The following is a 13,730-nucleotide window of genomic DNA, read 5'->3' as shown; positions in this document are numbered from 1 at the left end:
AATTTATGGAATGAGATTATTTCTTAAAAAAAATCTAAAAAAAAAACCGTGTATGGTTAAAAAATTGCTAAATTTCGACGTTTTTTACAAAATAAATAGAACTAAATTATGAAAATAAAACTACTTGTGCTGTTTTTATCAATTGTATGGGGGAATTCCTTTGGTCAAAATGCACCTACTGTTTATGTTAATACGGTACCACCATTACCTGTCTGTGCACCTGGTGATGCAACAACTCTTCAAGCAGATTTTCTTCAAACCTACGCTACTAATACCAATAATTATACGGTAACGTCCATTCCGTTTGCCCCGGCGTATTCATTTACAAGTGGTGAAGAGATTACTACTACTAATAATGATGATGTTTGGTCTAGATTGTATGAGTTGCCTTTTCCATTTTGTTTTTATGGTGTAAATTATACACATATTCTGATTGGATCGAATGGTATTATAAGTTTTAATATTCATCCATCTGTTGTTCCAGGGGGTATACCTGGTGGAACGGAGTTGCCAAATTCTACTGATGTTTCTTCTACACATAGTGGTTGCGACTGGTCATTTTCTTCAACTTTGCCAACAACCAATCCAACAACATTTCGAGAAAAAAATGCTATTTATGGGGTGTATCAAGATACTGATATCAGAACCCCTCCAGTAACTAATCCTGCAGTACAAAGAGTACGATTTTATACAACAGGTACCTATCCCAACAGAGCTTTTGTTGCGAACTTTAACGAATTACCTCAATTTAGTTGTGGCTCAGGGGTTGGTTTGCAAACATCACAAATCATTTTATATGAAACAACCAATACCATTGATGTTTTAGTGAAAAATAGAACTCCTTGTACAGGATGGCAGAGTGGAGTTGGTGTTATAGGTGTTATGAATCAGGCAGGTACTTTGGCTGCAATTCCTCCGGGAAGAAACACTGGAGCTTGGAGTGCTACGAATGAGGCATGGCGTTTTACACCATCAGCAGCAGGGGGATCAAATGTGTCTATTGAATGGTTCAATGGCGCTACTTCTTTAGGACCTGGAGTTAGCGGTGGAACAGGTATTAATAATCTTACGGTGAACGTTAGTGGACCTACAACCTACACTGCAGTGGCTACCTATACCCGATGCGATGGTACACAAGTTGTAATTCAGGATGATGTTTCGGTAGATGTTGAAGGACCACTACCTACAAGAGACCCACAGAATATCGTTCAGTGTGGTACACCTCCATTCAACATCAATCAAAATGTTTACATGTTGAATGGCTATCCAGCAGCTGATTTTGTTTTTAAATATTATGTAGATAATGCAGGTGCTCCTGGAACACAGATTCCAAATGCTTCTTTAAGTACTTATGTTCCTGTTTCTCCTTCATACCCTCAAACGATTTGGGTTGAAGTGATCGATCAGAATACAACAGGTTGTTCTAATTTTAGATCGTTTACCATTGATTTGGTAGCATCACCTAGTGGGACTTTTTCTTACGCTGATCCTTTTTGTGATAGTGTCAGTACGCCACAAAACCCAACATTAAATGCCTTAACATCTAATGGTACTTTTTCGGCAACTCCTGCTGGTTTAATAATTGATCCGACATCTGGAGCAATAACTCCGGAAGGTAGCACACCCGGTACCTATACAGTAAGTTATTTTATAGCAGCTTCTGGAACATGTCCTTCTTATTCAGCGCCTTCAGTTAGTGTTACTATCAATCCTGGACCGGTTTTAGTCATTACAGATCCTGCAGCAGTATGTGAACCAGCAACTGTTGATATTACAGCTCCGGCAGTAACGGCAGGTAGTACTGTAGGCGGTACTTTGAGTTATTGGACCGATGCAGCGGCAACAAACGCATTAACGAATCCGAATGCTGTGGCAACAAGTGGTACTTACTATATTATGAGTACTGTAGGTGCATGTTCGGATATCGAACCTGTAACCGTTACAATAAATCCATCACCATCGTTAGTGATTACCAATCCGGCAGCAGTCTGTGCGCCAACTACAGTTGATTTAACCGATACAGCGATAACAACTGGAAGCACCGGTGGAGGTACATTGAGTTATTGGACAGATGCTGCGGCAACTTCACCATTAGCTAACCCTAATGCCGTGGCAACAAGTGGAACGTATTATATTATGAGTACATTGGGATCTTGTACAGATATTGAACCGGTAACTGTAACAATAAATCCTACTCCTTCTTTAGTAATTACCAATCCGGCAGCAGTTTGTGCGCCAACTACAGTTGATTTAACGGCAGCGGCAGTGACGGTGGGTAGTACAGGTAGTGGTACATTAAGTTACTGGACCGATGCAGCGGCAACTGCACCATTAGCAAGTCCAAATGCAGTAGCAACAAGTGGTACTTACTATATTATGAGTACTGTAGGAACCTGTTCGGATATCGAAGCGGTAACCGTTACAATAAATCCAACGCCATCGTTAGTGATTACTAATCCGGCAGCAGTTTGTGTTCCTGCAACCGTTGATTTGACAGCTGCAGCGGTTACAACTGGAAGCACCGGTGGAGGTACATTAAGTTATTGGACTGACGCTGCGGCAACTTCGCCATTGGCAAGTCCTAATGCAGTAGCTACAAGTGGTACATATTATATTATGAGTACAGTGGGTTCGTGTACGGATATTGAACCGGTAACGGTTACAGTAAGTCCAAGTCCGGTATTGGTAATTACCAATCCAGCAGCCGTTTGTGCACCATCAACGATTGATTTGACGGCAGCAGCAGTGACGGCGGGTAGTACAGGTAGCGGTACATTAAGTTATTGGACCGATGCAGCGGCAACTGCACCATTAGCAAGTCCAAATGCAGTAGCAACAAGTGGTACTTACTATATTATGAGTACTGTAGGAACCTGTTCGGATATCGAAGCGGTAACCGTTACAATAAATCCAACACCTTCTTTAGTGATTACCAATCCGGCAGCAGTTTGTGTTCCTGCAACCGTTGATTTGACAGCGGCAGCGGTTACAACTGGAAGCACGGGTAGTGGTACATTAAGTTATTGGACCGACGCTGCGGCAACTTCACCATTGGCTAACCCTAATGCAGTGGCAATAAGTGGTACGTATTATATTATGAGTACTTTGGGTACGTGTACGGATATTGAACCGGTAACGGTTACAGTAAGTCCAAGTCCGGTATTGGTAATTACCAATCCGGCAGCAGTTTGTGCGCCATCAACAATAGATTTGACGGCAGCAGCAGTGACGGCGGGCAGTACAGGTAGCGGAACATTAAGTTATTGGACCGATGCTGCGGCAACCACTCCATTAACAAGTCCAAATGCGGTGGCAACAAGTGGTACTTACTATATTATGAGTACTGTAGGAACCTGTTCGGATATCGAAGCGGTAACCGTAACTGTAAATCCAACACCATCGTTAGTGATTACCAATCCGGCAGCAGTTTGTGTACCAGCAACCGTTGATTTGACAGCGGCAGCAGTTACAACAGGCAGTACGGGTAGTGGTACATTAAGTTATTGGACCGATGCTACGGCAACTACACCATTGGTTAACCCTAATGCAGTAGCAACAAGTGGAACGTATTATATTAGAAGTACAGTAGGATCTTGTACAGATATTGAACCGGTAACGGTTACAGTAAGTCCAAGTCCGGTATTGGTGATTACAAATCCGGCAGCCGTTTGTGCTCCATCAACGATTGATTTGACGGCAGCAGCAGTAACGGCAGGCAGCACAGGTAGCGGTACATTAAGTTACTGGACCAATGCTGCGGCAACCACTCCATTAACAAGTCCTAATGCTGTGGCAGCAAGTGGAACATATTATATTAAGAGTACTGTAGGAACCTGTTCGGATATCGAATCGGTAACCGTAACTGTAAATCCAACACCATCGTTAGTGATTACTAATCCGGCAGCTGTTTGTGTACCAGCGACCGTTGATTTGACAGCGGCAGCAGTTACAACAGGCAGTACGGGTAGTGGTACATTAAGTTATTGGACCGATGCTACGGCAACTACACCATTGGTTAACCCTAATGCAGTAGCAACAAGTGGAACGTATTATATTAGAAGTACAGTAGGATCTTGTACAGATATTGAACCGGTAACGGTTACAGTAAGTCCAAGTCCGGTATTGGTGATTACAAATCCGGCAGCCGTTTGTGCTCCATCAACGATTGATTTGACGGCAGCAGCAGTAACGGCAGGCAGTACAGGTAGCGGTACATTAAGTTACTGGACCAATGCTGCAGCTACAACTGCATTGGCAAGTCCTAATGCGGTGGCAACAAGTGGAACATATTATATTAAGAGTACAGTGGGAACCTGTTCGGATATCGAAGCGGTAACAGTAACAGTTAATCCAACACCATCTTTAGTGATCACTAATCCGGCAGCTGTTTGTGTACCAGCGACCGTTGATTTGACAGCCTTGGCAGTTACAGCAGGTAGCACGGGTAATGGTACTTTAAGTTATTGGACCGATGCTGCGGCAACTACACCATTGGCTAACCCTAATGCAGTAGCAACAAGTGGAACGTATTATATTAGAAGTGCAGTAGGATCTTGTACAGATATTGAACCGGTAACGGTTACAGTAAGTCCAAGTCCGATATTGGTGATTACAAATCCGGCAGCGGTATGTGAACCATCAACAGTGGATTTGACCGCAGCAGCAGTAACAGCTGGCAGTACAGGAAGCGGTACTTTGACGTATTGGACCAATGCTGCAGCTACAACTGCATTGGCAACTCCTAGTGCAGTGGCAATAGGTGGAACGTATTATATTAAGAGTACAGTGGGAACCTGTTCGGATATTAAACCAGTAACTGTAACTATAAATGCAATTCCTGTAGTATCGTTAGACGGCGGTTATGTGTGTGTTGATAGTGCAACTGGAACAGTTCTAAGTACATTGTTATTGGATTCACAATTAAGTGCTACTGATTATACATTTGTTTGGAAAGACGATCAAAATAATACTGTTGGAACTCAAAGTACATATTTAGCAACTGCACCGGGTACCTACAGTTTGGTAGCAACGACAATTGCAGCACCATTTTGTTCAACGGCAAGTGCATCGGCAACAGTTCAGACTTCATCGGCACCAGAAAGTTTAGCATTTGTGACTTCTAATTATTTTGCAGAAACATTATCAATAGAAGTGATTGCCAGTCCAACCGGGAATTATGAGTATCAGTTAGACAACGGACAATACCAATCTAGTAATGTATTTACAGGTGTAACACCTGGTGCGCATATTGTTAGTGTAAGAGATATTCACAATGTATGTAGTCCAATTACCGGTCAAGTTGATTTAGTGGATTTTCCAAGATATTTTACACCAAACGGAGATGGTATTCACGATGTGTGGAATATAGGATTTCTAAATTCTCAATCTAATTCCAAAATTGAGATTTTTGATAGAATGGGTAAATTATTGAAAGTAATATATCCATCAGGACAAGGTTGGGATGGAACTTATTTGGATCAGCCATTGCCTTCGACAGATTATTGGTTTGTTGTTCATTATGAAGAAAATGCACAACAAAAAGTATTCAGAGGTCATTTCGCAATGAAGAGATAATGAAGTAACAAAAAAAGGCTTTCGATTTCGAAAGCCTTTTTTTTATTTAGTAATGTGAAAATTATCCTTTATAAGCTTTTAAGGCTTCACCTAAAATTTGAACCGATTTAATTAAATCTTCTTTTTTCAAAACGTAGGCAATACGCACTTCATTTTTACCCATTCCAGGAGTAGAATAGAATCCTGCGGCAGGAGCTACCATAACCGTTTCTTTGTTGAAGTCGAATGACTCTAATAACCATTGCGCAAAATCATCAGCATCAGCTACAGGTAATTGTGCAATACAATAAAATGCGCCTTTTGGTGTAGCAATTTTCACACCTGGGATTTTATTCATTTCACGAATTAAAGTGTCGCGACGGTCTCTGTATTCGTCAATTACTTCGTCAAAGTAACTTTGCGGTGTATCTAAAGCAGCTTCGCTAGCAATTTGTTCGTAGGTTGGAGGAGATAAACGTGCCTGTGCAAATTTCATCGCTGTAGCCATTACTGCTTTGTTTTTGGAAACAATACAACCAATACGAGCACCACACATACTGTAACGTTTTGAAACCGAATCAATCATAATAGCATTTTCTTCGATTCCAGGAACATCCATAACAGAATAGTGTTTGGCACCTTCGTCATACACAAATTCACGGTAAACTTCATCAGCAATTAGGAATAAATCGTGTTTTTTTACCAATTCAGCCAATTGTTGTATTTCAGTTTCAGAGTATAAATAACCGGTTGGATTTCCGGGATTACAAATAAGGATCGCTTTGGTTTTAGGAGTGATTAACTTTTCAAAATCTGCAATTGGGGGTAATGCAAAACCGGTTTCAATTCCAGAAATTACTGGAATTACACTAACTCCCGATGCTGTTGCAAATCCGTTGTAATTAGCATAAAAGGGTTCAGGAATAATGATTTCATCACCAGCATCCATTGTACTACCCATAGCGAATAATAGCGCTTCACTTCCTCCGGTTGTAACGATAATATCTTCTTTATGGATTGGCAATCCTATTTTTTGATAGCTCAATGCTAGTTTTGTTCTGTAACTTTCAAATCCTGCCGAATGGCTGTATTCTAAAACTTTGATATCATTGTTTTTAATCGCTTCTAAAGCTACTTCAGGAGTTTTGATATCAGGTTGACCAATGTTTAGGTGGTATACTTTGTGACCTTTTTTCTTTGCTGTTTCAGCATATGGAACCAATTTTCTGATTGGTGATTCAGGCATGTGTTGGCCCTTGTTTGATATTTTAGGCATAATTAAAAAGTTTGGTGATGCAAATTTGCAACATTTTATCCAAATAAAAAGGCTTATAACGGGTTGATTTGTTAAAAAATAGATGCCAAATTGCTGTTGGTAGCTAAGATGGTTACAATCCTGAAATCATTTCTTACACTTGAATAAAAAAATATGAAAGATACTTTTTTGCTGAGATTTGGAATGGCAGTAGTGATGTTTATGCACAGCGTTCCATCTATCGTTTCTGGGGATGTGATTGCTTTTGGAATTGATTATTTGTCTCCCAAAGGATTTGGGTTTTTGGGATTACCTGTAGCCATTGCCGTTAAATTAATCCATTTGTTTTCAATTTATACTTTATTGGTAAATAAACATTTAAAACCTACGGCGATTTTGAATATCCTAGTGTTGATTTCGGGTATCGTTATGGTACATGCTTGGGAAGGTTGGTATGTTGTTGGAGGAGGTAGAAATGGGATTGAATTTAATTTTATTTTGATTTTTGTGTTCCTGTCTTTTTGGTTCCCGAAAGGTATTTTTAGAAAAGAAATGTGATTATTTAGAGTAATTCGTAGACCACAAACGTTTGTTTGTAGATATTTTTCTACTTTTAAAAGATATAATCATGATTTTCGTATTAATGAAAAACAAAGTCTCATCTCATCTTATTTTTTGGATATTATATTTTATCTATCAAGTTAATTCGGAGTATGCTTACTTGAGTACCTATCTTCCTCAACATTTACGGACTGATTGGTTGGATGTGCTCAATTTTTCGGTTATTTCGATACTGGTGTTTGACTTGTCGATCGTACCTTGTTTTTATTGTTTATTAGCAATCATAGATTCTGAAAAAGCTTTTTTTAGATCTGTTGTAGTTAAGGTAGTAGCGGTTATTTTATGTATTGCTTTTTTTGTAATCACTTTCCGCGTATCCTGTCACTATTTTGTTTATGAAGTAATATATAGAGTCAAGGAGGATGTGGATAGTTTTTCATTGTTTGGTATTTTCAATGCTTTGATGAATATTGGTTTTGGTGCTTCATTGGCTTTGGGTTTTGAAAAGTTCCGTCAACATTTGGTCATGAAAAATGAATTGAGTGAATTAAAATCGGAAAAATTGCAAACCGAATTGAAGTTTCTGAAAGCACAGATTAATCCTCATTTTTTATTCAATACCCTAAATAATATTTATGGTTTGGCAATTAAAAAATCGGATGAAACACCGGATATTATTTTGAAGTTATCCAAAATTATGCGGTATAATATTTTTGAATCGGCAAAAGATACTGTTCCAATTGAGAAAGATATAGAAAATATACAAGATTTTATTTCCATTCAGAAAATAAGACATAAAGAGCTGAATTTGCAATTTATTCATGAAGTTGATCAGCCTTTTAAAGAAATTTCGCCGTTGATTTTATTACAGTTTGTTGAAAACGCATTCAAATATGGAGCTTCGGAGAGCATTTCAGATGCGTTCATCACTATTAAATTGCAATTAAAAGACAATCTATTGCATTATGAGGTTTCCAATTCGACTGACGAACGAAATAGGACAGACTCTACAAAAATCGGATTACAGAATATCAATAGGCAGTTGGAATTACTTTACCCTAAAAAGTACAATCTTGAAACCAAGAAAGAGAATAATATCTATTCGGTTTCTCTAAAAATTGATTTTAACAAATGAAACAGCATTCAAGAAAATACAGATGTTTGATTGTGGAAGATGAACCTATTGCCGCAGAAATTGTTGCATCATTTATAGCTAGGGATGAAGAGCTGAAATTGGTTGAAATTTGTTCCGATGCAATACACGCTCATTCGGTTTTAAAAAATGAAACCATTGATTTATTGTTTCTGGATCTTCATTTGCCCATTTTGAAAGGATTCGATTTTTTAAGAAAATTAACAGATCCACCTGCAGTAATTGTGACTACGGCATATCATGACTATGCCTTGGAGGGTTATGATTTAGATGTCGTTGATTACTTGTTGAAACCTATTCCTTATGATCGCTTTGTTAAATCGGTTCAAAAATTTAAGCATTTTTTGAAAGCTGAAGAGGCCTTGATCGAGCATAGTGAGCGTAATTACATTTTGATGCATGTGGGTAAACGTCAGTTTAAAATTTTTTCTGATGATATCTTTTTCATAGAAAGTTTCAGAGAGTATATTATTATTCATACCAAAACAGAAGATGTTAAAATCAAAATGCCAATAAGTAAAATTGAAGACATTTTGGATAAAAATAAATTCAGAAGGGTGCATAAATCTTTTATTGTCTCAATAGATAAAATTGAAGTTTATGCTGCGAATGAGTTAGTTGTAAATGGTGTGAAAATTCCTGTTGGGCGAACTTACAAAGAATCTGAAAATAAAAACATTAACTTTTCATAAAGAAAATCCTACCTAGGGAATTTGTAACTTTATAGAGAAGGTTCAATCATCAATCCAACATTTTAATGAAAAAAATTTACCTCATAATCGTGTTTTTGAGCGCGTTTAACTTTTCTTTTTCTCAGGAAGGGTTTCGATTTAATTCTGAGAAAAAGAAAATCACAATCCCGTTCAAAATCAGTAATAATCTAATCATTATTCCTGTAAATATTAATGGGGCTGAATTAAGTTTTTTGTTAGATACCGGAGTTGATAATACGATTTTATTTAGCCTTGAAGAGACAGATTCAATTACTTTCAATAATGTAAGGAAAATAAAAATGCGCGGATTGGGTAATGGAGAACCTATTGATGCTTTGTATTCTAAAACGAATACGTTGAAAATTAAGGAGTTTGAAGATTCAAATCATGATGTATTTATAATTTTGGATCAAGGAATCAATTTTTCTTCACAGATAGGTATTCCTGTCCATGGTATCATTGGATATGAGTTTTTTAAGAATCATCTTGTAGAAGTGAATTACAAAGCCAAAAAAATTACTATTTATAAAGAAAGTTCAGGTTTTTCTGAAAAAAGAAGGAAAGCTTATGATGTTTTACCTTTGGATATCGAAATGAAAAAACCGTATCTCAACGCTCAGGTAACATTAAATGGAAAAGAAATTAATACTCGATTGTTAGTAGATTCTGGAGGTAGCGATGCTATTTGGCTTTTTGAAAACAAGGAAAATAACATTGTTTCTCCAGAAAATTATTTTGATGATTTTTTAGGAAACGGTTTTAGTGGAGAAATTTTTGGTAAAAGATCTCGGGTAGAAAAAATCAAATTGGGAACCAGTGTTATCGATAATGCAACAATATCCTTTCCGAATCAAGAATCGATTCGTCATGTAAACATGGGATCAGGCAGAAATGGTTCTATTGGTTCAGAAATACTTAAGCGATACCATGTATTGTTTGATTATGCTAATGGTACGATTTATCTTAAAAAGAATCTTGATTTCAAGGAACCTTTCAACTATAATATGAGTGGATTGGAGATTGGACACATTGGTCTTCATTGGGTTAAAGAGCAAACGGTGTTTAGAGCAAATTTGGTTCCTGCGAATGTTATAAATGTTGACTTAAGAGATGCTTCTCCAATAAGTTTTAAGTATCAGTTTTCATTAAAACCAAAATATGAAATTACTAAGATAAGACCTAATTCTCCCGCAGAACAAGCAGGTTTTCAAAAAGGAGATATTATTGTTAATATCAACGGACATTATGCTTATCAATATAAATTGGAAGAAATTGTAGAGATTTTGCGTTCCGAAGAGGGTAAAATGATTCGTCTCGAAGTCGATAGAAAAGGAGTTATAGTAAAAGGTAAATTTCAGCTTCAAAAAATATTATAATTGTTTGGTAATCATTTGGTTATTTTGATTGTCATAGCTTTTTTTTAAAACAATTTTCAAAGCTTGTTTTGTTTGAAGTATTTTTCTTACATTTATAAAAAAATGTAATGCCACTTCCACAACTAGGACTTTCAATGTCTATAACAGATAATCCCGGTTCACCTTTATATGCCGGGGTAGGAGAGAGAGAGAAAATGAGTGAATTCGATTCTGCTCTTACAAAACACACCATAACTATTGTCATAACCGATGAAGAATCAGGGTTGGTTACAGTAAAATTGCATAAAAACAATAAAGTATCCGAACTCGAATTGATGACTTATAAAATGAGTGTTACTGATGATAAAACGAATGAAACCACATTTTATCAGGTCACCAGAGATACTTTATTATTGAAGGAATTGACAACTAAAAGTATTGGACGTTTTTCACTTTTTGGTCTGGAATGGTTTAAAAAACAAATTACACGTCTACCTTCTATTTCCTATGAACCGTTAAAGGTAAATATCGAACATTTTGAGGTATCTAGATACCGTACCCTTAAAGAGAATTATCTAGCCTATACCTTAAAAAAAGGGGATGCGGTAGCCAATCTTGTAGCAGGTGAAATTCCGGAAACTCTTTTTACTACTTCGAAAAGGGACAATTTCTTTTGTGTGATTGATAACAGTAATGGACAACGATTTATTGGAGATATTCGCTACCGAGAAAAGTTCATTAAAACAATTCCAAATGTTGAAATTCAAGTTATGAAACGAAATAAAAGCATTAAGGAGTTTGAATTGGATAAAAGTGGAAAAATTAATAAGATAATTTACCTGTAAGATGTACGGAATATATTATAAAACACCAATTAGTTTTAAGGATTTGATTGGGAAGAAAGAGATTGAAAAAACGAATATCGAACATTCAATAGCACAATTTATAAATCTTGTGGCCACTTCGTCATTTGGCGAATGCAAATTTGATGAAACATTCGGATGTAAAATTTGGGAGATGGATTTTGACTTGCTTTCAGATCAAAATACATTAAAAGATAAAATCAGAGATGCCCTCAAAAATGCAGTGAAACAACATGAGTATAGATTAGAATTGACCGAAATTGAAGTGTCTATCACAGAAGCCAAAGCTGCTTCTTATAATCATAATCTCAGAATGAAAAAAAAGATCAATATTGTGATAAAAGGGCATGTGAAAAAAACCAATAGACCGTTTAATTTTTATGGCTACTTTTTCGTAGGACCGCTTTCTTATATTTAAAATTATGGAGATTCAAGAACGTATTAAAGATAGAATATTAAAAAGAGCCGCAAGAGTTTGGGGATATAATGACAGTGAACTGGAAACTTCCTTCGATCCAATTGTTGGATTACTTTTAGAAGCATGTGCTTCCGAATTGGAAAAATTGTCCGTAGAACTGAATAATTCCCATACCCGAATTGTTGAACGTCTGATCGAAATTATGTCGCCCGCTTCAAATGCTGGGGCATTGCCATCGAGAACAATTGTTCACGCTAAGCCATCTGAGAATAATTATAAAGTTTCTTTGGAACATCAGTTTTTCTGCAAGAGGAATATTCCCAACATTTATGATCCGGTGAAACCGACTATCAAAGAAGTCTTTTTTGGGCCAACTGCACCATTTCAATTGACTACAGCCGAAGTGGAATTCATGGCTTTTGGTTCTTCATTATACCAATTCAATAACACAATTCATAAGGAATTTTATTTGAGATCGCCAAAATCGTTGAAGTCTTCAACTTTTTGGCTAGGTATTCAATGTTTGGATACTGACGAAATTTTGAAGAATTTGATGTTTTATGTTGAAATTAAAAATTCGCACCAACGGGAAGTATTTTATCATTATCTCAAACAAGCCAAATTTTTTATTGGAGACAGACAAATTAAGTTCAATGAAGGTTATAATGTCACTACGAAAGATTTTGACGTTGATGCAATTATAACCAGAAATTACAATCGCATCAACCAAATTTATTCGGAAGTCAATACTTTTTATGCTGATAAATTCATTCATCTTACAGAAGAAATTGCACTCCAACCCGATATGTTTACTCTTCCAGAAGAAATCGCAAATACTTTCGAAAGTGATAAATTAACGGCAAAAAAAGACGTTTTCTGGTTAAGGATTGAATTCCCAGAAGTTATCAACAATACTATTTTTGAAAGTCTGAGTTTTTCGTTGAATTGTTTTCCTGTTATCAACAAAAGGTTAATCAATTTGGCTCAAAGAATTGACCCCTATATTAACTATGTTCCCCTAATTAACAATGATCATTTTTTGGATCTTGAAGAGATTACGGACACGACAGGTTTTAATTATCATCTGAAAGATTTTTCCAGAGCCAGTATAGAATCCGGCCAAGCCACATTAAGACACAAAGGTGTGGAGCGTTTTGATGAGCGCAATGCTTCAGAAATGATGCAATACCTATTGGAATTGTTAAAGGATGAAAGTGCCTCTTTTTCTGTTTTAGGAGGTGATTTTGTTCGAAATGTGATTGGAGAAATGAATCAGCTCATTGCAACTTTAGAGCAACAAACGAAAGAAAACTCGTTTCTCAAATCCAATTTTCCCTATGTTATCATAAAACCGAATAGCAATGAAGATAGAAATGAAAACGACTCATTTTTTGTCAGCTTTTGGTCAACTTGTGGGGAAGAGGCTAATGAAATTAAACCGGGTACGAAATTAGATTTGCCGTCGGGAACTGATTTTATTGCAAATTCCATGTATTTGGTGCAAACAAGTGTAGGAGGAAAAACACGCCTTACATCAGGAGAGAAGATACTTTCTTACAGAGAGGCTTTATTAACGCACGGTCGTATTGTTACTTTCGCAGATATAAAAACGTTTACAATGAATCATTTTGGATTTTCAATAGCCAAAGTTGAAGTAGGTAAAGGAACGAAGATTGATACTTCTCTCAAAACGGGTTTTGTAAGAACAATCGATATTAAAGTGACTAAAAATACCGATACGGAATATCCGGTTACCGATAATGAATGGAATTATTTATGCGATAATTTATTGCATAAACTCGATCAGGTATCCTCAAATACATACCCGTATCGTTTAATTGTTAATTGATGAATAAATA

At 36.7% G+C, this 13,730-nt stretch carries 9 protein-coding genes; 8 read left to right on the top strand and 1 reads right to left on the bottom strand.

The annotated features are described in order from the left end of the window. The first annotated feature begins 108 nt into the window (after positions 1 to 108). Complete coding sequence (locus tag ACFO7M_RS07175; RefSeq protein ID WP_379734830.1) at positions 109 to 5,574, top strand: T9SS type B sorting domain-containing protein; 5,466 nt, start codon at positions 109 to 111, stop codon at positions 5,572 to 5,574. Between the two features lie 61 nt (positions 5,575 to 5,635). Here ACFO7M_RS07175 and ACFO7M_RS07170 read toward each other — a convergent pair whose 3' ends face one another. Then, the gene (locus tag ACFO7M_RS07170; protein ID WP_379734828.1) at positions 5,636 to 6,829 is read right to left on the bottom strand and encodes a pyridoxal phosphate-dependent aminotransferase; all 1,194 of its coding nucleotides are present in this window, start codon (positions 6,827 to 6,829) and stop codon (positions 5,636 to 5,638) included. Positions 6,830 to 6,982: 153 nt separating this feature from the next. Here ACFO7M_RS07170 and ACFO7M_RS07165 point away from each other — a divergent pair, with 153 nt between their 5' ends. The 7 genes from ACFO7M_RS07165 (at position 6,983) to ACFO7M_RS07135 (ending at position 13,720) form a co-directional block, all read left to right on the top strand. Next, complete coding sequence (locus tag ACFO7M_RS07165) at positions 6,983 to 7,366, top strand: DoxX family protein (RefSeq protein ID WP_379734826.1); 384 nt, start codon at positions 6,983 to 6,985, stop codon at positions 7,364 to 7,366. A gap of 70 nt (positions 7,367 to 7,436) precedes the next feature. Further along, positions 7,437 to 8,504, top strand: coding sequence for a sensor histidine kinase (locus ACFO7M_RS07160; protein ID WP_379713580.1), 1,068 nt, complete (start codon positions 7,437 to 7,439; stop codon positions 8,502 to 8,504). Further along, a complete protein-coding gene (locus ACFO7M_RS07155; protein ID WP_379734824.1) occupies positions 8,501 to 9,214 on the top strand; it encodes a LytR/AlgR family response regulator transcription factor in 714 nt (237 codons plus the stop codon). Before ACFO7M_RS07160 ends, ACFO7M_RS07155 begins: the two co-directional genes overlap by 4 nt. A gap of 65 nt (positions 9,215 to 9,279) precedes the next feature. Next, a complete protein-coding gene (locus tag ACFO7M_RS07150; protein ID WP_379734822.1) occupies positions 9,280 to 10,611 on the top strand; it encodes a retropepsin-like aspartic protease in 1,332 nt (443 codons plus the stop codon). Positions 10,612 to 10,745: 134 nt separating this feature from the next. Beyond that, positions 10,746 to 11,435, top strand: coding sequence for a hypothetical protein (locus ACFO7M_RS07145; protein ID WP_379713574.1), 690 nt, complete (start codon positions 10,746 to 10,748; stop codon positions 11,433 to 11,435). A 1-nt stretch (position 11,436) separates the two neighbouring features. After that, the gene (locus ACFO7M_RS07140) at positions 11,437 to 11,871 is read left to right on the top strand and encodes a GPW/gp25 family protein (protein ID WP_379713572.1); all 435 of its coding nucleotides are present in this window, start codon (positions 11,437 to 11,439) and stop codon (positions 11,869 to 11,871) included. A gap of 4 nt (positions 11,872 to 11,875) precedes the next feature. Next, positions 11,876 to 13,720, top strand: a complete 1,845-nt coding sequence (locus tag ACFO7M_RS07135) for a type VI secretion system baseplate subunit TssF (protein ID WP_379734820.1) — start codon at positions 11,876 to 11,878, stop codon at positions 13,718 to 13,720. The last annotated feature ends 10 nt before the right edge of the window (positions 13,721 to 13,730 follow it).

The sequence above is a fragment of the Flavobacterium sp. GCM10023249 genome (genome assembly GCF_042653365.1).
Classification (GTDB): Bacteria; Bacteroidota; Bacteroidia; order Flavobacteriales; family Flavobacteriaceae; genus Flavobacterium.
This window is presented reverse-complemented; position numbering and strand designations above follow the sequence as displayed.

What these genes read in the sequence shown, in the direction of transcription:
- ACFO7M_RS07165 (WP_379734826.1), top strand. Translation starts at nt 6,983, where the DNA reads ATGAAAGATACTTTTTTGCTGAGATTTGGAATGGCAGTAGTGATGTTT.
- ACFO7M_RS07140 (WP_379713572.1), top strand. Translation starts at nt 11,437, where the DNA reads ATGTACGGAATATATTATAAAACACCAATTAGTTTTAAGGATTTGATT.
- ACFO7M_RS07145 (WP_379713574.1), top strand. Translation starts at nt 10,746, where the DNA reads ATGTCTATAACAGATAATCCCGGTTCACCTTTATATGCCGGGGTAGGA.
- ACFO7M_RS07170 (WP_379734828.1), bottom strand. Translation starts at nt 6,829, where the DNA reads ATGCCTAAAATATCAAACAAGGGCCAACACATGCCTGAATCACCAATC.
- ACFO7M_RS07150 (WP_379734822.1), top strand. Translation starts at nt 9,280, where the DNA reads ATGAAAAAAATTTACCTCATAATCGTGTTTTTGAGCGCGTTTAACTTT.
- ACFO7M_RS07155 (WP_379734824.1), top strand. Translation starts at nt 8,501, where the DNA reads ATGAAACAGCATTCAAGAAAATACAGATGTTTGATTGTGGAAGATGAA.
- ACFO7M_RS07135 (WP_379734820.1), top strand. Translation starts at nt 11,876, where the DNA reads ATGGAGATTCAAGAACGTATTAAAGATAGAATATTAAAAAGAGCCGCA.
- ACFO7M_RS07160 (WP_379713580.1), top strand. Translation starts at nt 7,437, where the DNA reads ATGATTTTCGTATTAATGAAAAACAAAGTCTCATCTCATCTTATTTTT.
- ACFO7M_RS07175 (WP_379734830.1), top strand. Translation starts at nt 109, where the DNA reads ATGAAAATAAAACTACTTGTGCTGTTTTTATCAATTGTATGGGGGAAT.